The sequence below is a fragment of the Cyclobacterium plantarum genome (assembly GCF_011290685.1).
Taxonomy (GTDB): domain Bacteria; phylum Bacteroidota; class Bacteroidia; order Cytophagales; family Cyclobacteriaceae; genus Cyclobacterium; species Cyclobacterium plantarum.
This window is the reverse complement of the sequence record NZ_JAANYN010000002.1, coordinates 575401-595762: the sequence shown is the minus strand read 5'-3', so window position 1 is coordinate 595762 and position 20362 is coordinate 575401. Positions and strand designations below refer to the sequence as shown.

Here is a 20362-nt window from a genome sequence, read left to right as displayed (position 1 = left end):
CAAAAACCTTACTATTGGATTTAAAGGCTGGTAATCAGCGGGTTTCCTTGTTATTTTTTGACTATTCTTTTAAACTACCAATTGGTGATTTATTTCTTCCTTTGAAGCCTCCTCGAACTTTTTTCAGCTAGACTGATTAACCGTACTCTACCTTGTTTTATTCACCTTAATGCTATCCAAAAAATGAAATATTTATTTGGGCTTATGTTGGTTTTGCTATGGACCAATGAAGCCTTTACCCAATCCGCAGTTGACTACCAGGTTCAGATAATTGATAAGGAGTCAGGACAGCCCCTTCCAGGAGCTACGCTTCAGTTTTTAAATACTACTCTGGCTGCGGTAGCCGATGAAGGGGGAAAGGTCAGTTTCGATTCGATTCCTTCAGGTACATATAACATTGAAGTAAGATTTTTGGGATACCGAACAGCCAAATTGGAACGCAAATTTCCTCAGCAGCAGACGCAACCTGAACTGGTTCCCCTTCACCCACAAGAGAGTGAAATGGAAGCTATCGTTGTCCAGTCTATGCGTTCCAGTCGGGTGATCGAGGATATACCTACTCGTGTGGAAGTCATTGCCGGTGAGGAACTTGCCGAGAAAGGCAATATGAAACCCGGCGATATTCGAATGCTGCTCAATGAAAGTACTGGAATACAGACGCAGCAAACCTCCGCGACAAGCTATAATTCCAGTATTCGTATTCAAGGTCTAGACGGAAAGTATACACAGCTATTGCGGGACGGCCTGCCACTTTATGCGGGTTATTCCGGTGGACTGAGTTTAATGCAGATTCCTCCTTTGGATTTGGCACAGGTGGAAGTTATCAAAGGTTCCGCTTCGACGCTCTATGGAGGAGGTGCCATCGCAGGTCTGGTGAATTTAATATCAAAGCGGCCACAAGAAGATGGAGGCGTAGATCTTATGGTTAATGGTACCTCGGCTTTGGGGCTAGATGCCAGCGCTTTTTATTCTGAACAATTTGAAAGCCTAGGGACCACACTTTTTGTTTCCTATAATAAGGGGAATGCCTATGATCCTTCTTCAGTGGGATTGACGGCGATACCGGAGTTTGAACGATTCACTGTCAATCCCAAGGTGTTTTGGAATCCGAATGAGGACGCTGAGTGGATACTGGGCCTTAACTGGACCAGGGAGGATCGATTGGGAGGTAATTTGGACTACATCGAAGGGGATTCCGTGAACGATCCGTATTTTGAGCGAAATGAAACGGACCGATTTTCTACCCAATTGAGTTTCCAAAAGAAATGGGAAGGGAATAGGGTATTGGAATTTAAAAACAGCCTGAACTTTTTTGATCGAAAGATCTCTTTGCACGATTATCAGTTTGGCGGTAAGCAGTTTTCCTCTTTTTCCGAACTGAATTTCCAAATGCAAAGCGGCAAAACTGAATGGATATCCGGAGTCAATCTATGGACCGAAAATTTTGATCAAAATAGGGGAGACCTGCCCGATCCGTTGGATTATCAGTTGAATACGGTGGGGGCATTTGTACAGAATATTTGGAATATGGCTGAAGTGTGGACATTGGAATCCGGGTTTAGGCTGGATTATCAGAATGACTACGGGCTTTTTCCCTTACCAAGGCTTTCTCTGATGGTGGAGCCTTCTGAGCGATTGACTTTCCGCCTGGGAGGAGGGCTTGGGTACAAATCCCCGACGGTATTTTCAGAAGAAGCAGAACGGATTTCCTTTAGAAACGTTCAGCCTATCGATCCTTCCCAGTTTGACGCAGAACGATCTGCCGGAACCAATCTGGACATCAATTATAAATTAGCATTGGGTGAAGAGCTAACCCTGAATACCAATACCCTGTTTTTTTATACCCAGATTCAGGATCCACTATTATTGGTTTCGGAGGGATCGGAATTTAAATTTCGTCAGCCTGAGGGTCAGGTTCAGACCCAGGGATTGGAACTCAATTTGAAGTGGAACTACCGGGAATGGAAGCTGTTTTTTGGATATACCTTTTCGGATGTCGAGGAACGGCAAGGTGGCATTAGCAAGGAATACCCACTGGTGGCCAAACACAGACTCAATAATGTGCTGATGTATGAAAAGCATGAGGAATTTTGGATTGGACTGGAGGCCTATTATTTCAGCCCACAGCTCTTGAATGATGGTCAGACAGGACAGTCCTATTGGATTTTGGGATTGATGTCTGAGAAGAAGTTTGGGGAGAATATATCTATTTTCCTAAACTTTGAAAATTTTCTGGATACCCGTCAGACAGCTTTTGATACTATCTATACGGGCTCGATCAGCAACCCCCAGTTTAGAGATATCTATGCCCCGGTGGATGGGTTTGTGATTAATGGAGGGGTTAAGTTACATTTATAAATCGGATCAATTAAATTCAGCTTTGTGGTCATAACTGTAAATTATTTTCGAACCGTGAACGAAGGGTGATAATTTGAACTATGGTTATTTATTGCTAGAGGTTATATTGAATTATTACTGATACATCACTCGAAGCATGTTCAATTTTAGTAAAATTAAACTTATGAATATTTGAGTTTTTAAAATTATTATTGCTTTTGAAGCCATTTATCTTTTTAGGAAAACGGTGTTTGTAAAAAATTAATTAGTTTTGATATCTTTCTTCGGAATAACGCTGTATGCCCCATACAATGGTTAATTTGTGATCTAAGAATATATTCGGTATTATTAAATGATTTTGTTTGTTATCCATAAATTAAATAGTATGAGAAATTTTCTATTTTCTTTTCAGGCCCTCTTTTTGGTGGGGTTATTATTCTCTTTTTCAGATCCTGATAGCAATGTCATAGCAACAGGAAAGCAGCCGCAACTTAGTATAGATATTAACGGTGTGGTTAGAACTGTTTTTGGTAGAAACGACAGTATATTTTGTTCTACTTCAAAAGATGATGGAACTTCTTTTTCAAAACCCGTATTAGTGGGTATGGTGTCCCAAATGCACCTGGGGATGACCAGGGGACCTCAACTTGCCAGCTCAAAAAATTACTCGATAATTACTGCCATGGACAAACCGGGAAATATCCATTATTTTCAATTGGATCATTCTAAAGGTATATGGAGCAAAAAGGGCCTAGTAAATGACATTCCTTCCCCTGCACCCGAAGGTCTAATGAGTATTGCAGCAGATAAGCAAAACAACTTTTACGCGGTATGGTTAGATTTACGGAATGACAGAAAAAATAAAATAGGTTTTTCCTCTTTATCTGCAAAGGAAGGCAAATGGGAAGATAATTCAATAATTTATACCTCACCGGACGGGACTGTATGTGAATGTTGTAAGCCAAACATTGCTGTAGCGGGTTCTCAGGTAGTGATTATGTTCAGAAACTGGTTTGACAAATCAAGGGATCTTTATTTTATTCAATCTGCTGATAGGGGTAAAACCTTTGGGTTAGCTCAAAAATTGGGAAATGGCACCTGGAAACTCAAAGGTTGCCCAATGGATGGAGGAGCTATAACTTTGGGTAAAAACTCGGCGATTCATACTGTTTGGCAGCGGGAGGGAAAGATTTTTTATGCACAACCTCTAAAGAACGAGATTCAAGTTGGAAATGGACGTGCTTGCTATATAACAGGCAACAATCATCCTGTAATGACATGGCAGGAAGGTAAAAAATTGAATGTGCAAGAATTGGGTTCTGCAAGTCCCGTTACAATCGGCGAAGGCAGCTTTTTAGTGGCGATCAGAACAACAGATAATAAAATAGTTTATGTGTGGGAAAAAGAGGATACCATAGTTTTTAAAAAAAGCCAGGGAAGTGTTTTATAGGAAACACCAGTTCATTTCTTTTTCCTCGGGCAAAAGCCGGCCTATAGGAGCGATACAGAAAAGCTATAAGAGAATCTATCCTTTTTGAAAGGGCAACTTGTATAAAAATTCAGCAACAAGAGAGGTTTATTATTAAGATAAAACTTTTAGGGGCCGGTCGGTTGCTTCCACAATCTTTTTTCTGATCACAAAATCCCCAAAGTGTTCCTCTTTTTTCCGCTCCTTTGCATAGCTTGCAATGATGGGTTCCAGCTCTTGCAATATGGCATCTTCCGAAAGCATTTCTTTATATAAGGTGTTCAAACGATCGCCGTTATGGCTCGCACCCATATAGAGATTGTACCTTCCAATAGCACGGCCTACAAAGCCGATTTCTCCCAAAGATGATCGGGCACAATTATTAGGGCAGCCGGTCATTCGAATGTTGATTTCATCCTCTTCAAGACCATTTTTCCTCATAATTTCATCCAGCTTGTCAATCAAGGAAGGCAAGTAACGTTCAGCTTCCGCGAAAGCAAGTCCACAGGTATTTAAGGCAACACAGGCCATTGAATTTTTGCGCAGCCCGGTAAGCTTTGGGTTATTGAAAACCCCGCTATCTACCAAAATGGCTTCAATGGATTTTTTATCTTTTCCCTCTACGTTGGCAATAATTAGGTTCTGGTTTCCGGTAAGTCGAAAATCTCCCTTTAGTATTTTGGCTATTTCCCTTAATGCTTTTTTAAGTTGGTAACCTTCCTCATCTTTTATCCTCCCATGTTCTACAAATAACGTGTAAAACCATTTGCCATTTATTCCTTTAACCCATCCATATTTATCACCATTGGTATCAAATTTAAAGCTCCGTGGACTTTCAATTTCCCAACCGAGTCGTGTATGCAATTCATTTACCAACCAATCCAATCCCCTGGTATCGATGGTATACTTGAACCGGGCATTTTTCCTGTCTTCCCGGTTACCAAAATCCCTCTGGATAGCGATAATTGTTTCGGCAACTTCAATAATTTTATCTTTTTTGACAAATCCTATTACGTCTGCCAGACGCGGATAAGTAGTTTTGTCACCAAAAGTACTTCCAAGTCCACCGCCTACACATACATTAAATCCCTTTAATTCATTATTTTCTTTAATGGCAATCAGACCTATATCGTTGGCAAATACATCAATATCATTATTGGGGGGGATAGCTATGGCAATCTTAAATTTTCGGGGTAGATAATGTTTATGATATAAAGGCTCCACATCGGGGCTTCCGGCCACTTTTTCCTTATCCAACCAGATTTCATGGTAAGCGGTAGTTTTAGGAAGAAAGGCCTCGCTTAAATGGCCAGCCATTTCATACACTTCCTCATGGATGGGCGACTGATAAGGATTTGGACTGCACATCACGTTCCTGTTAACGTCACCGCAGGTTGCGATAGTGGTTAACAACGTCTCGTTTACAGCTTTGATTGTTGGTTTAAGGCTGCGTTTTAGGATCCCATGGAACTGAAACGACTGTCTGGTGGTAAGTTTCATGGTGCCATTGCCATTCTTATCTGAAAGTTCATCCAAAACAAGCCATTGTTCAGGAGTGGTAATTCCACCCGCTGCCCTCACCCTTACCATAAATTGGTAAAGGGGTTCCAGTTTCTGCTGTTTACGCTCACTATCCAGGTCCCGGTCATACTGCTGATAGGATCCGTGGTATTTAATAAGCTTCGTATCGTCCGGATCTAGGGCACCCGTCAGGGAATTGCTTAAGCTCTCCCTAATGGTTCCCCGCAGGAAATCACTTTTATCTTTTATGAATTCATCTTCTGATAGTTTCGGATTATCCAATCGCTCTTCCATAAACAATTTTATTCTTTTCTGTAAAATACATTTATCCGCTGTTAACGCAAAATCAGGTTGTGCTTCTATTAATGGAATTTCAACCATTGGGAAATTATCAACCCGAAAGATCTCTGCGGTTGAAGCAATGTGCATTTTCAGTTTAAGTTAACTGTGTGTTATCTAATAGACATCTGACTGATAACGTTTTGATACCTGAAGATACTTTACATATTCTTCCGCTTTTTCAGGGGTTACCCCCCCTTGTTGCTGAATAATTTCCCTTAACGCCAAATCCACATCTTTGGCCATTTTTTTGGCATCGCCACAAACATAGAAATGGGCTCCTTTTTCCAGCCAGTCATAGAGCTCTTTTCCTTTTTCCATCATCCTGTGCTGCACATAATACCTTTGCTCCTGGTCCCGGGAAAAGGCTACATCTGCTTTTGTGAGTATACCTTCTCTAAGGTACTGCTGCCATTCGGTTTGATAAAGAAAATCGGTAGTGAAATTGCGATCTCCAAAAAAGAGCCATGAGGGACCTTTTTTCTCCGAAACCTCACGATGTTGCATAAAGGCCCTGAAAGGGGCAACTCCTGTACCGGGACCTACCATGATTACCGGAGTCTCGGGATCTGTAGGAAGCTTAAACCTACTGTTTTTATCGACAAAAACTTTGACTTTATCATCTACCTGAAGCCTGTCGGCAAGGGTCGCAGAACAATGTCCTTCTTTCTGCCTGCCAAAGGCGGAATAACGCACTACAGATACACACAGGTGCACTTCATCTTCCACAGCATCCTGCGAAGAGGCTATGGAATACATACGGGGTGTATTTTTTCTTAATACAGAAAGCAACTCGTTTGCCTCGAATGTATGAGGCTCCTCTTCCAGTAAATCTAAAAAATCACGTCCAGGCAGGTATTCCAGAATTTTCATATTATCTGACAGAACCTCCTTTAGCATACTGCTCCCTGTTAATTCCTCATATTTTGATAAGTTTACCCTCGAAAGCGGGGTAAGCTCATAATCATAAGTGAGCGCTTCTTTCAGGCTTTTTTCGCCCTTATGACTTTGTACTTTTTCATTTCCTGAAAGGTTGGCAGCACCTAACACCTTCTCTATAAGCAAAGGAGGATTGGCTCCATAAACCCCCAACGCATCACCTGGCTCATATTGCAATCCTGAACCTTCCAGATCCAGCTCCAGGTGTATGTTTTCCTTGGATGATCCCCGCCCATTCAGTCTCACCTTTTCCAGAATGGTTGCCTCAAACGGATTGTTTCTGGAGTATTTTTGTTCCCTAACCGGGACGGCAGTATTGATTTGTGTCTCTCCGGTAGAACCTGCATCTACAGATTTTGAAAGCACCTGGAGAAAAGTCTGTTGCCATGCCTGGGCATCTTCTTCATAATCCACATCACAATCCTGGCGGTCGATTACGCACTGAGCACCGAGTTTCCCTAATGCATTATCAAAATCTTTCCCTGTCTGGCAAAAATCAACATAGCTGCTGTCGCCAAGGGCCAGTACCGAAAATCGCACATGTGAAAGATCAGGCGCTTTTTTGCTGTGCAAAAAATGATACAGATCCTCTGCCTGTACTGGAGGTTCTCCCAAACCGTGGGTACTTACAATAACCGCAAGATTAGTGATCTTCTTAAGGTTCCGGGGTTTAAAGGAAGCCATATCAGAAACTTCCGTTTCTATGCCCATCTCTTTCGCCTTTGAGGCGAGGCTATATGCCAAACCCTCGCTATTTCCCGTGTGGCTTCCAAACAAAATGTTGAGCTTTTCAGCCTGGCTTTCAGAGGCAGCATTTTTAGAAGCAACAGGTGGTTGATCAACCGTTTCCATTGTTGCAGTAGAACCCTGGCCGATACCTGAAAAATATCCGCTCAGCCACTGAAGCTGTCCGGAATCCAATCCCGACAGTGCTTCATTTAATTTTTCTGCCTGCGTATCATTGAACGGCCCTCTTTCCAATCCTTTCTTTATATTCATGGTAACAAAATTAGCGTGCAAGAAATTAATATACCAATTGTAAATATTAATATTGGATAACCATTGGTTATAGGGAGAGCAATGTAAAATGATAACTGAAGGATCCAGCGACCTCAAATCTGGCTCATTTTCAAAAGGAAATATCCTAAATTAAAATTCTTCCAAAATAGGCAATGGACTGATTATCCTGTTATTTCTCTTACCCTTCTATAATCAAAAATTATGGTTCCTAATTAAAAATTGGATGATTAATGCGGGGAGTCCCCCTTCGGGTCCCTGAGGCGTTATAAAGTAGAAATCCCGGTGGATTTGCAATTTCTTTATCTCGATAATCTTCAGGGTTCCATTTTTCAGCTCGTCGAGGATTGCATGTAAAGACACAAAAGCCATACAATCAGAATGCTGCATATAGGATTTAATAGCTTCAGTACTTCCCAGCTGCATTTCGACCTGCAGTTCAGCCAAGCTAATTCCCTTTTGCTTTAACGCATCAGCAGTTACTTCCAGCGTTCCCGAGCCTGGTTCTCTCAATAAGAGAGGAATTTTTTTTAGCTCTTCCGGCATGATTTCGTCTTTTTTTGCCAACGTATTTTTACTGCTGCACACCAGTACAATTTCGTCTTTTAGGAATGGCGTATAGTGAATTTCCCGGCGTTTGGATTTACCTTCAATCACCCCAACTTCAATTTTTTTATTAAGCAGGGCCTGCTCAATCTGCTCAGAGTTTCCACTGAACAGTTCTACCCGTACATCCTGGTGAATCTTGTGAAACCGGGCCAGTAAAGGGGGTAAAATATATTGTGTAATAGATGTACTCGATCCTATATGGAGGATACCTTTATAGGTTTGATTGATTTGATTTAGATCGAATTCTATCTGTCTGTATATTTCCTGTATCTCTTCGGTATGTTTTAGAAGCACCTCTCCGGCAGGAGAAAGCTGAACCTTATTGCCTCTTCTGTCGAAAAAGGCAAGATCAAATTGGTTTTCCAGTTCCTTTATATGCTTGGTCACCGCCGGTTGCGTTATATGTAATTCTTCGGCAGCTTTCGTGAAACTTAACCTTCTGGCGACAGTATTGAATACTTTAAGACGGAAATCGAACATATATAAAAATACCCATAAATGTTATTAGCGGCTAATTTTAATAAGGTTTTTGTGAAAGGTATTTGGCCTTCAAAACTTCCTGATTCCTGAATTTAATCCAACCAGACCTTAACTGTGAACCCGAAATGCTTAAAACGTATCAAAGGATACTTGAACAATTGAGAGGTTCACAACTTGTCCCGCCAAGTGGGATCCGGCCGTGCATTAATCCTGTGGAAGCCTTCTGTGAGAGGTGATATTCCCCTTTGCCTTCTCAACTGGGGCATCGTGCTTTTCATCCTTTGTATTTTGTTCTCACATTGCCAACAGGTTAAAAACTATATATTTATCCGGGTCTTCATCTTACATTCCGTGTCCGCCTTTGCTTGCGGGTGACCTTAACTGAGAGCAATGTGTATGATTTATTATCTGTAAATTACCAACCGATACTTAAAGAAGCATAGGCTCCAATTATTAAAATTGGCAATAATTCGTTAAACTTGTAAGTTGATGAAATTATTTACTCAAATAAAGGCCTATTTAGTGATTGTTATCATGCTATTCGGTATGATGCACAATGCCTTTCCACACGTTCATCATGAGCATGACCTTGATGAGCATACGGTACTGGTTGGAGAATCACATCATCATCATCATTCAGACCACCATCCTCATTCAGATGAAGAGGAAAATGATGACGAGGAAAAGGCCTTCTTTGATTTTCTTTTTAAGAATCATTCTCACACCAAACACACGCATCAACATACCCCTTCCCCTGTTGAGCATGTTAAAACAGTAAAGCAGGTTTTGGCTAAGTTTTTTGGGGCTAATGATTCATGGGAGTTTTCTGCAATTGAAACTGATATTGGATTGCACAGCTATGTGCTTTTCAATGATATTGGATTAGAAGCTCCCAATTTAAATTCCAACTCACTTCGGGGGCCCCCTTCTTTAGGATAATTGTTTCTGGCAAGTATGGACCTGTTACGGAGAGACGTAATTGTGTGCTCCGCGTCATTAGATGAATCCTAAAAATCAATTTACATGTATAAAAATATTGTGTTCGCTCTTAGCGGATGCTTGTTGGCATTTGTGGGCTTTGCTCAATCGCCATCCATAGAAAGCATTCTGAAACGGGTCGAACAAAACAACCAGGAATTAAAAGCAATGTCCGAATATGTGGAGAGCAAAAGACTTGAGTTGAAATCAGGCAATAATCTACCCGATCCCCAATTAGGAGCTTATTATCTTCCTTTTGGGGAGCACAATAGGGGTGATTACACTGAGTTTCAGATTAGTCAATCTTTTGAGTTTCCAACAGTTTACAGTGCCCGTGGTAGTCTTATTGACCAACAATCGGCTCAATTGGAATTGGAGTACCAAGTGAAAAGGCAGGGTATACTGGCAGAAGCCAAAAATTACTGTCTGAATCTTATCTACCTGAATAAACGAATGGATACCGAAACGCTTCGAGTGGAGCAAGCCAGGCAAGTGTTTGATCAGGTGCAGGAGCTTTATGAAAAGGAACAGGTCGGTATCCTCGAACTGAATAAAGCTAGAGTGGCCTGGATGCAGGAGCAGTTCAAAATTCAACAGATTGAGAGTGACGTAAAGAACACGCTTTTGCAGTTGAACAACCTGAATGGTGGTAATGAACTGAGCTTCACGCAAGACGAGTACAGTGAATCATTGGTTTTGGCGGCAAAAGATGCTTTATGGCAGGAAAAGCAGGTAATAGACCCTGTTCTGACCCAGTTGAAACAACAAGAGGCTATTGCTCAGCAGTCATTGAGTCTGGCTAAAAACAAATCCTTCCCAAATCTAACTGCTGGCTACAATAGTCAGGGTGTTGCCGGAGAGCGGTTTTCCGGTATTTATGCTGGCGTTACCATTCCCTTATGGAGTAACCGAAATAAAGTGAAAGCAGCTCAATCACAGTTGGAATTTCAGCAGTCCTTTAATTCATCAAAGACGCTTCAAGCCCACACGTCTTTTGAGAAGCAGTACAATGCTTATGAAATCATGCTTTCAAAATTTCAGGATTATGAGGCTACTCTTTCCGGCCTAAATAGTGATAAATTGTTGCTGCAATCCTATCTGTTGGGTGAGCTTTCATTCATTGAATACTATATGGAGCTTCAATTTTACCGACAGGCTTATGATGCCATGCTGGACATGCAATACCAACTTTATATATCGCAAAATCAACTCTTAAAACATCAATTGTAAATCCTTTAAAACGTATCAAAAATGAAAATTTCAAATATTCTTATCGCATTAACTTTTGTATTCGCCGTTGCCTGTAAGGACAAAAAAAACAATGATGAGCATGGACATTCTCATGACACAGAATCACCTGCACACCAGCATGATGAAGCTAGTGAAGATCATGGACACAGTCATGGTGATGGTGAACATGAACACGAACATAATGAGCAGGAAGAGTTTACTGTTGGCAGTGACTCCACTCAAGAAGAGGAGGAAGGCACACATACGCATGAGGATGGTAGCACCCATCACGATCATTAATCTTTAAAATAGAAGTGGATATGCGATATATAATAGTAACACTTTCTTTGCTGGTGTTTTCATGCCAATCAACGGAAGATCATGGACATCCACATGGTGAAGATGGCAGTCATTTGCATGAAAGTGATGGGAAGCCCGCAATGGATTTTACAGTTTGGACAGAACAAACGGAATTATTTGTGGAGTTTCCTGCACTGGTGGTGGGTGAAACAAGTCGATTTGCAGCGCACTTTACGTTGCTGGATGGGCATCAGCCTGTGAGAGAAGGGAGTGTAACTGTAAGTTTAATCAAGGGAGATAAAGGCATTCGCCATTCGGTGGATGCCCCTTCTTCTCCGGGAATTTTCGGACCGTCACTTCAGCCCAAAGTAGCAGGAGGTTATCGGTTGGTTTTTGAATTGAAAACTCCTACCTATTCTGATAGGATTACACTAAAAGACATTACTGTTTTTGCGACTGTAGAGGAAGCTGAGGTGGCTTTGGCTGGTGAGGAAGAAAACGGCAATGCCATTACCTTCCTGAAAGAGCAAGCCTGGAAGATGGAGTTTCAAACAGCTCCTGTATTGAAAAAAGAAGTGTTTCAGACGATTCCAACATCGGGTGTTTGGAAGGTAGCTCCTTCCGATTATCAAACGCTGGTAGCTCCTGCAGCCGGACGAGTGAGCTTTGGTTCAGGAATATTGACAGCGGGCAGTCCGGTGAAGAAAGGTCAGGAATTGATGACGATTAGTAGTACAGGGCTTACAACCAACAATCTGAGTGCGGAGATTCAGAAAGCCAGGGCAGATTATGAACAAGTCGAATCTGAATATGAGCGAAAGAAGGAATTGTTCGAATCGAAGATTGTACCCAAATCAGAATTTGAGCAGGTTAAGCAAAGGTATCTGGTAGCAAAAACCAACTACGAAACATTGAGTAGTGGATATAGTGCAGGTGGCAAACAGCTGACCGCTCCAATGGATGGATTTATTAAATCCATTCAGGCGGTAAATGGTGGTTTTGCCAATCAGGGCGATGCGTTAGTTACAGTGACCAGCCATAAGAGTAGCTTGCTCGAGGTACAGGTTAGTGCTAAATACAGTGCCGGCCTTCAAAACATCCAAAACATTTGGTATCAACCCAAGCAAGACACATGGTCGAGCCTGAATGAAAAGGGTGGGAAAATACTTTCTGTTGGTAAAGAGGTGGAAGCCGATCAACCATTGATTTCTGTTTATGCCGAGGTAAACGAAGGCGTGGAAATGCCGGAAGGCAGTTTCACAGAAGCACAACTGGCTATTGGCAATGGAGGTGAAAGTCTGGTAGTTCCAATTTCTTGTTTGATGGAAGATTACGGCAACTACTCCGTGATTGTCCAACTGTCCGGAGAAAGTTTTGAAAGAAGAAATGTCTCTATCGGCAAACGAAATGGTAGTGAAGTAGAGATTATCAAAGGTTTGTCCGAGGGAGAAGTGGTTGTCACCAATGGGGCTTATCAGGTAAAAATGGCATCCTTGTCCGGTCAGGCACCTGCACATGGGCATGCTCATTAGTTTAAATCATTTAAATCATAAACATCATGGAACGTAGAAAATTTATTCAAAACTCAATGATTATCGGTGGGGCATCTATCCTGCCAACCTCAAGTGTCCTCGCTCAAAGTGTAGAGCAAGGGGTAATTGATAAACTTATGGATGAAAATGGGAATTTTGTTCAGGCTGCTTTGCCTTATGCAAATAACTTCCTGGAACCCTGCATGGATGAAGAAACACTTTATTTACACCATACTTTTCATCATGGCGGTGCGGTAAAAGGAGCTAATAAGGATTTGGAAATGATCAACAAAGCTATGGAAGAAGGAAATTATGATCTGGTGGAACACTGGACGGGTAAATTGTCTTACCACTTTTCCAGCCATATCCTGCACTCCATCTTCTGGACTAACCTCACCAATAAAAAGAATGACCCCAAAGGGACCTTATTGAAATACATCGAGAAAAGTTTCGGGACACTTGATAATCTCAAGGCCCTGCTTGGGAAAGTTTCAAAATCAGTGGAGTCAAGTGGGTGGGGAATTCTGGCTTATCAACCATTCACAGACAGGTTGACTGTTTTGGGTTGTGCAGATCATCAAAAATTGACTCAGTGGGGGTGTATTCCCATATTGGTTATTGATGTTTGGGAACATGCCTATTATCTGACTTATCGCAATCGAAGAGGCGAATTTGTTGATTGTGTGATGGATATTATCAATTGGGACAATGTAGCACAGCGATTGGACATAGCGCTAAAAATTCGATAACATGCTGAATAAGATATTATCGATTTCACTTCAAAATCGATTGATGGTGCTGTTGGCTGCTGTGGTGTTGAGCGTGACGGGATTGTATATCGCCCGAAACATGAACGTGGACGTATTTCCTGACCTTACGGCTCCTACAGTGACCATTTTGACGGAAGCTCATGGCATGGAATCCGAGGAGGTAGAAAAGTTGGTGACTTACCAATTGGAAACGGCCATGAACGGCTCACCCAATGTGCGAAGAATCCGTTCATCTTCTGCTTCCGGAATATCCATTGTGTGGGTAGAGTTTGAATGGGGTACGGATATATACAGGGCCAGGCAAATTGTAAGTGAACGCATCCCGATGGTGCGTGAGAATCTGCCTTCCGGTGTAGGTTCGCCTACTATGGCTCCCATTTCTTCCATCATGGGTGAAGTGATGTTATTGGGTGTTCGGTCGGATAGTTTATCTCCGATGGAACTACGAACACTTGCTGACTGGACGATCCGGCCAAGACTCAAATCCATTGGCGGTATTGCCAATGTGATTGTCATTGGTGGCGATTACAAACAGTATCAAGTCTTAGCCAATCCCGAGAAGCTGAAATATTATGATGTGACACTTGGCGAATTAATGGAAAAAGTACAGGAAAGCAATGTGAATGCTCCCGGTGGTTTTCTGAATCAATACGGCAATCAGTACATCATCAAAGGAAGTGGCAGAGCTTACTCTGTGGAACAGCTGGAAGAGGCGGTAGTAAAAAGTGTGAATGGACAGTCCATCAAGATTACGGATGTTGCAACAGTACAAGTCGGTGCTGCGGACAAGATCGGTGATGGGTCGTTGAATACCGATCCTGCCATAATCCTGACTATTTCTAAGCAGCCGGATGTCAACACACTGGAATTGACTGAAAGACTTGATGAAGCGATTGCGGATTTAAATACTACTTTGCCCGAAAGTGTGGAAATAAAAAGCCATATTTTTCGTCAGGCAAATTTTATAGAAGCTTCTATTGACAATCTGAACCAGACCTTATTGGAAGGAGCATTCTTTGTGCTGGTGGTGTTGTTTATTTTTTTGATGAACTGGCGAACGACTGTCATTTCGTTGGTAGCCATTCCGGTATCCTTGTTAGTCTCCATTATCGTGTTAAAGCTGTTGGGCTATACCATCAATACCATGAGCTTGGGCGGAATGGCCATTGCCATAGGTGCGTTAGTTGATGATGCGATTATTGATGTGGAGAATGTCTTCAAGCGATTGCGGGAAAACATCCGCAAACCAAAGGCTGAACAGTTACCCGTTCTTAACGTGGTAAAAGATGCTTCCGTGGAAATTCGTAGCTCTATTATCATTGCTACGCTTATTATCATAGTATCGTTTGTGCCTTTGTTTTTTTTGACTGGAATGGAAGGTCGATTGCTTCAACCGCTTGGAATTGCCTTTATTACTTCGGTATTGACTTCCCTGATTGTAGCGGTGACTGTGACCCCTGTGCTTTGTTCCTATTTGCTTAAAAGCGAAAAGGTTCTCAGCAAGCAAGCAGAAGGAACGAAGGTAGAGCGCTGGCTGCAAGTTCGATATGCAGGAACATTGGAAAAGGTGTTGAAATTTCCCAAGACAGTGATTGGCTTGACCGTTGGAGCATTTATTATCAGTTTGATTCTTTGGACCCAATTAGGCCGTAGTTTCCTTCCTGAGTTCAATGAAGGTTCTTTGGTAATCAGTGCAGTAGGCGTGCCTGGTATGTCCCTGGAAGAGAGCAACAAAAACGGCAAGCTGATTGAACAGCTACTTTTAGAAATGCCTGAGGTAGAAGTAGTCACTCGTAGAACCGGACGTGCCGAACTGGATGAACATGCACAGGGCGTGAATGCAGCTGAAATAGATGTGCCCTTTACCCTTGATGGAAAATCCAAAGAGCAACTCTTTGAAGAAGTACGAACAAAGTTGAGTGTAGTGCCTGGTGTGAATATTACTTTGGGACAACCTATTGCACATCGTATTGATCACATGCTTTCGGGTACACGTGCCAATATTGCCATTAAGGTATTTGGGGATGACTTGCAGCGACTTTTTGAGTTGGGCAAAAGTGTGGAAACCAATATCAAGTCTATTGAAGGGATTGCAGATGTGGCAGTAGATCAACAAGTAGAAGTACCTCAAATCCGTATTAGTCCTAAACGGCAGATGTTGGCCGCTTATGGGATGACCGTCGGTGATCTGATGGAGCAAGTGGATGTGGCTTTTGCCGGAGAAAAGGCAGGAGAAATCTACGAAGGGCAACAATATTTTGACCTGATTGTCCGCTTTCAAAAAGAGTCTAGAAACAGTATCGAAGCCCTACAGTCTGCTTTGATCGCTTTGCCGAATGGAGGTGAAATCACTTTAGATCAATTGGCAGTAGTAAGCTCTGTAAGTTCTCCTAATACCATTTCACGAGAGAATGTAAAGCGAAAGATTGTGGTAGCAGCCAATGTACAGGGCCGTGACTTACGAGGGGTAGTCAATGAAATTCAACAAATTGTTGGGTCGAATATTGATTTACCCCAGGGCTATCGGGTGGAGTATGGCGGTCAGTTTGAGAGTGAAGCAAAGGCTTCTCAATTGCTGCTCATTACTGCGGTGGTAGCTATTCTCATCATCTTTCTTTTGCTCTATTATGAGTTTCAGGACGTCAAGCTTTCCTTCATTGTCTTGATCAACCTGCCATTAGCGCTGATTGGTGGGATTTTTATTGTGTACTTCACTTCCGGTATCATTAGCATTGCGGCTACCATTGGCTTTATCAGTTTGTTTGGTATTGCTACCCGAAATGGTATTTTGCTCGTTTCCCGCTATGAGGATTTAAGGAAAGAAGGAATGCAAGGTTTTGAATTACTTAAAACAGGAGCATTGGACAGATTAAATCCAATTCTCATGACAGCCTTTACCACGGGGCTTGCCTTGATTCCGCTTGCATTGAAAGGAGGCGAACCAGGCAATGAAATTCAAAGTCCCATGGCCGTGGTGATTTTAGGAGGCTTGCTTTCTGCTACTTTGCTTAATCTGCTGGTGATTCCCTGTGTGTATGAGCTGGTGACGAAGCGGAAATAATTAGAACGTTTAAAGGTCAGGCAACTGTTCGGTAGTTCCGAATGGCTGCTTTTTATTTAAGAACCTTAGTATTCCTACACAGGTGGAGTACCCCTGGCTGAGCCGGGCCAGGCTGTTCCGCAGCCAAGCAATTGGCAAATCCTGTCATTCCTAATCCCAGAGGAGGTATGCGGCGGGAATGGCGGAAGTTAAGAAAATACCTGTGAACCTGAGCTCGACGATAGAAAAGTACGAGTTGTTTGTAGAGATGCCTCCCAAAGAAAAGGGGAAATTACCTGATAAAACAAAACCATCATCTAGTCAAACCAAATCTAATTTTCAGCCAGTCCCCCTTAATCAAGAGGGCAGCGCCTGTCCCGACCAAAGTCTGGAGGGATTTCAATAGGAATAACAAAGTTTGACAAAACATTCAGTATTCGGGTTGAACCCAAAATATGCAATAGGACTTCTATTGATTCCATAAAAAAAGGCTGATTCTATTACCAAACCAGCCTCCTTAATGAACCAAACTTATTTTAGTTGATGGTGATGTCCCAGGTGATATCAATGTCGCTTTCTCCGTCTATTGAAGTTGAGGAAGCTGATTTAATATCCGGTTGGTGTTTGAGTATAACTCTGAAAACACCAGAGGCTGTATCTCCCGTCGTCCAGGTAGTTTCCAGTCCAAGTGGTTGACTGTTGGTGTCCGAATCTTCATAATTCACCGGATTATCCCTGTTCCCACTGCCAATGTTCCCATCACCAGTAGGGTCTGAAAATAGCCCGCTCGTCCAACCAAAAAAGAACATGTGTTCATCCGCTTCTTCTTCTACTTCTTCAGAAATAGATTCACCCTCTATGCTATTTTCTAAATCCAATTCCAGGGCATAGGTGGTATTTGAGGCCAGAATAATGTTACTTATTATTTCAAGTTCTTCAGGGCCCTCTCCGTCAGGATCCTGGGCAACGGCAATAATAGCTGACCCACCTCCAATTGGCGTAAAAGTTAATGTCACATCCGTTATAATTTCTTCTTCGTTTTCAATTTCAGGTGGTTCGTCATCGGTACATCCTGACATTGTCACTAAACCAAATAGCAATCCCAGGCCAAATAAATAATTCAATTTTCTCATACTGTTTTTTCTTATTGTTTCAACATTAGTTTGCAATTTTAATAAATTTGCAATAATGTTGCAAATTTTAGAATTTATATTTAACAGATAAGCTAAAATTAATTCCCAGGTCGTCTGCAAAGTACCTTAACCTATCCGTATAAGTCCTATAAGAAGAGTTAAGAAGGTTTTCTACTTTAAAAAGAAATGAAAGTGGTTTATAATCCGCTGACCATACTAAGCTCGCCAGCAGGTAGTCGTCAGGCGGAGGGAGAAAATCAAAGTTCGACCCATCTTCAGCAAATAAGTTCTCCTCATTTAGCTTGGCGTCCAGTAAATCCCGGACGCTTATAACCCGCGGGGCACGTCCCTGCTCGAAGAAATAATTGAGCATTATGCCAGATTCTATCGACGATAATGGTCCCCACTTCCTTTTCTTGAAATTAATACCATAACTAATGTTGGTTGGAGGTATCCCAATTAGGTAATCACCATTCCCCACGTCCCTGGCCCATAAATAATTGGCACGTATTTCAGAATACCAATTTTTGTTATGATTAACGTGGGCACTGAAATCGGCCCCTGCGAAAAGGGCGTCTAATTGCTCGAATAAAAAGAAAGGGAAAGCTCCCCTTACGGTGGTAGTAATTCCACCAGGTCTCGAATAGATGTAATTGGCTACATAGTTTACATAGCCTGTAAGCTCGGCATCCCAGACAGGGCTTCTCCATTGATAGCTACTTACCCATTTTAAACCCATTTCAGAAGGAGCTGGTTTTTCCTTTTCAGTCAGGATATTATTGGTAATTATATTATTGTTCTCATCCAATTCAAATCTCAACAGGCCATACTCAATGGTAGACTGATGGCGGCCAAAAAAATATAATTCAGAAATATTGGGAGGTCTCCAGGCCGTACCAATATTGGTTCTGAAAGTTTGGTCTGGAGTGATCTCACTTCTGTAGCCAAACGTTACTGAAGCGTTTTGATAATTGATATCATTATTGTAGATATCGTTGTCTGGTTCACGGCCAATCACGGATGAAAATTGATAATCGTATCTAATACCTAACTCTATCCAATCTTTTTGGCTAAGTTGTCGGTTTTCAATCATGTAAACCCCAATACGAGAATTATTATAGTTGGGTACGAAGGGCACCGTGTTGGTGCCAGGAATATTATTATTGTCCTGATAAAGTGTCTGTACGCCCAAACTACCCGTCCAGTTGCCAATTTGCGGATGCTTCCAATCTATATCCAGTGTATGGCTGAATAATTCCAGGTCAATGGCTGGTCGTGAATTATTGGTACCCCTTCTTACATCAAACTCCTGCCGTTGATTGATTTGAAAGGCATATTGCATTTCCAGCAATTGGTTTTGTCCGTTCCATCTGCCTTTGAGCTTAAAAAGATCATGCTTAACAGTTTGTTTGGGATTGTTGATCTGATAAGAAAAACGCTGAGTGTCTGGTGGTACCTCACTTTCTATGGCATTGATCAAATCATCAAGATTGCCGGTTACAGAAGCTCTCAAAATACCCAATTCCTGGTCAAAGTGAGAGTAATAGAAGTTCAAATCCACATTGGCAAAATGATAACGGGCACCCAATGCCAAACTTTTTTCCTTCTTTCCGGTATTTGTTAATTGGTAGTTTGGAGTGCTCAAATCACCTTGTTGAAGCCAGGAGACCTGTGCCATTACGGCCGTCCGTTCAAAACCTTTTTGCAGTTCCATACTTCCTTCTGCTGAATTTCCATTGGATTTTCCCATTACAGCCATGGCTCCACGCAGAGGCTGCATAAGCTCTAATGGAGGGTTGTCAATCAACAATACCCCACCAAGTGCATCTGGTCCATAGCGTACAGTTGCAGCCCCCTTGATTACCTGCAAATTGCTAATTAGCGAAGGGTCTATCTCGGGTGCGTGTTCAGCGCCCCAATTTTGAAATTCATGACGGACGCCATTGTTGATGATCAGGATACGGTTACTACTTAGCCCGTGTATAACCGGCTTTACAACGTTTTGGCCTGTTTTAATGACGGTTACCCCTGAAATATTGCTGGCCAGGTCGCCCAAAGAACCGGATTGGTTCTGCTGCAGATCTTTGACAGAAATAGAACTGACTGTACCTGATTGCAGGTCACCAATAATTTGCTCACCTTCAACAACTATACTCTCCAGGTTGACATCTGTTGGAGCCAAATAGATTTTCGGCAGTTCGTGATAGATATCGTGATGATGGATAACTTCTTTGTACCCAACAAAAGAAAATATAAGGTCAAACTCTTCCATGCAAATGTCGGTAATTTCAAAATGTCCAAATTCATCCGCAACAGCACCCTTTTGTGTTCCCGCTATATGCACGTTACCATAGGGCAAAGGCTGTTGATTAGAAAGATTATACATGGTGCCTTCTACCTTGTATTGGCAATCATTAGACTGTGCTACTGAAAAGTAACTTATCAGTAAAAAACAGCTTGAAAGGCAAACTTTTAGCATATACGAATCCAGTGTATGAAATTTTATTTTCATGAATAATTTAAATAAGGAAGCACCTAATATTTTATTAAACGCAACAGTATTGCAATTTATAAATGTTAATCCACTCTGAAAATCTTATGGCTTATTTTAATAAAAGAATGTTTTTGACTGGAAGGTAAAGAGGATGGATGGTGACAGGGTGAAGATG

The 20362-nt window shown here is 41.9% G+C and carries 13 protein-coding genes; 8 read left to right on the top strand and 5 right to left on the bottom strand.

Features of this window, described 5'->3' with window-relative positions; all coding sequences use genetic code 11:
• The first annotated feature begins 183 nt into the window (after positions 1-183).
• Positions 184-2358, top strand: a complete 2175-nt coding sequence (locus tag G9Q97_RS06555; protein ID WP_166144348.1) for a TonB-dependent receptor — start codon at positions 184-186, stop codon at positions 2356-2358.
• A 364-nt stretch (positions 2359-2722) separates the two neighbouring features.
• Complete coding sequence (locus tag G9Q97_RS06550) at positions 2723-3787, top strand: hypothetical protein (RefSeq protein ID WP_222851930.1); 1065 nt, start codon at positions 2723-2725, stop codon at positions 3785-3787.
• 132 nt (positions 3788-3919) lie between these two features.
• Here the strand turns inward: G9Q97_RS06550 and cysI are convergent, their stop codons facing one another.
• The 3 genes from cysI to G9Q97_RS06535 form a co-directional block, all read right to left on the bottom strand.
• A complete protein-coding gene (cysI, locus tag G9Q97_RS06545; RefSeq protein WP_222851929.1) occupies positions 3920-5755 on the bottom strand; it encodes an assimilatory sulfite reductase (NADPH) hemoprotein subunit in 1836 nt (611 codons plus the stop codon).
• Positions 5756-5782: 27 nt separating this feature from the next.
• Positions 5783-7603 (bottom strand): assimilatory sulfite reductase (NADPH) flavoprotein subunit, encoded by a 1821-nt coding sequence (locus G9Q97_RS06540; RefSeq protein ID WP_166144345.1) that lies wholly within the window; start codon positions 7601-7603, stop codon positions 5783-5785.
• Between the two features lie 213 nt (positions 7604-7816).
• Entirely contained in the window at positions 7817-8710 is an 894-nt protein-coding gene (locus tag G9Q97_RS06535) for a LysR family transcriptional regulator (RefSeq protein WP_166144342.1), read from the bottom strand.
• A 489-nt stretch (positions 8711-9199) separates the two neighbouring features.
• On the opposite strand from G9Q97_RS06535, the gene G9Q97_RS06530 reads away from it, so the two are divergent.
• From G9Q97_RS06530 to G9Q97_RS06505, 6 genes are all read left to right on the top strand, one after another.
• Positions 9200-9649: a hypothetical protein gene (locus tag G9Q97_RS06530; protein WP_166144340.1), complete on the top strand. Its 450-nt coding sequence runs from the start codon at positions 9200-9202 to the stop codon at positions 9647-9649.
• A gap of 84 nt (positions 9650-9733) precedes the next feature.
• Entirely contained in the window at positions 9734-10918 is a 1185-nt protein-coding gene (locus G9Q97_RS06525; protein ID WP_166144337.1) for a TolC family protein, read from the top strand.
• 21 nt (positions 10919-10939) lie between these two features.
• On the top strand, positions 10940-11218 hold the full coding sequence (locus tag G9Q97_RS06520) for a hypothetical protein (RefSeq protein WP_166144334.1): 279 nt from the start codon (positions 10940-10942) through the stop codon (positions 11216-11218).
• 20 nt (positions 11219-11238) lie between these two features.
• Positions 11239-12750 (top strand): efflux RND transporter periplasmic adaptor subunit, encoded by a 1512-nt coding sequence (locus G9Q97_RS06515; protein ID WP_166144331.1) that lies wholly within the window; start codon positions 11239-11241, stop codon positions 12748-12750.
• 26 nt (positions 12751-12776) lie between these two features.
• Positions 12777-13499: a superoxide dismutase gene (locus tag G9Q97_RS06510; protein WP_166144328.1), complete on the top strand. Its 723-nt coding sequence runs from the start codon at positions 12777-12779 to the stop codon at positions 13497-13499.
• 1 nt (position 13500) lies between these two features.
• Positions 13501-16581, top strand: coding sequence for an efflux RND transporter permease subunit (locus G9Q97_RS06505; RefSeq protein ID WP_166144325.1), 3081 nt, complete (start codon positions 13501-13503; stop codon positions 16579-16581).
• Positions 16582-17096: 515 nt separating this feature from the next.
• Here the strand turns inward: G9Q97_RS06505 and G9Q97_RS06500 are convergent.
• Together G9Q97_RS06500 and G9Q97_RS06495 are read right to left on the bottom strand one after the other, a co-directional pair.
• A complete protein-coding gene (locus tag G9Q97_RS06500; protein WP_166144322.1) occupies positions 17097-17693 on the bottom strand; it encodes a hypothetical protein in 597 nt (198 codons plus the stop codon).
• A gap of 67 nt (positions 17694-17760) precedes the next feature.
• A complete protein-coding gene (locus G9Q97_RS06495) occupies positions 17761-20205 on the bottom strand; it encodes a TonB-dependent receptor (RefSeq protein ID WP_166144319.1) in 2445 nt (814 codons plus the stop codon).
• Positions 20206-20362 lie beyond the last annotated feature (157 nt).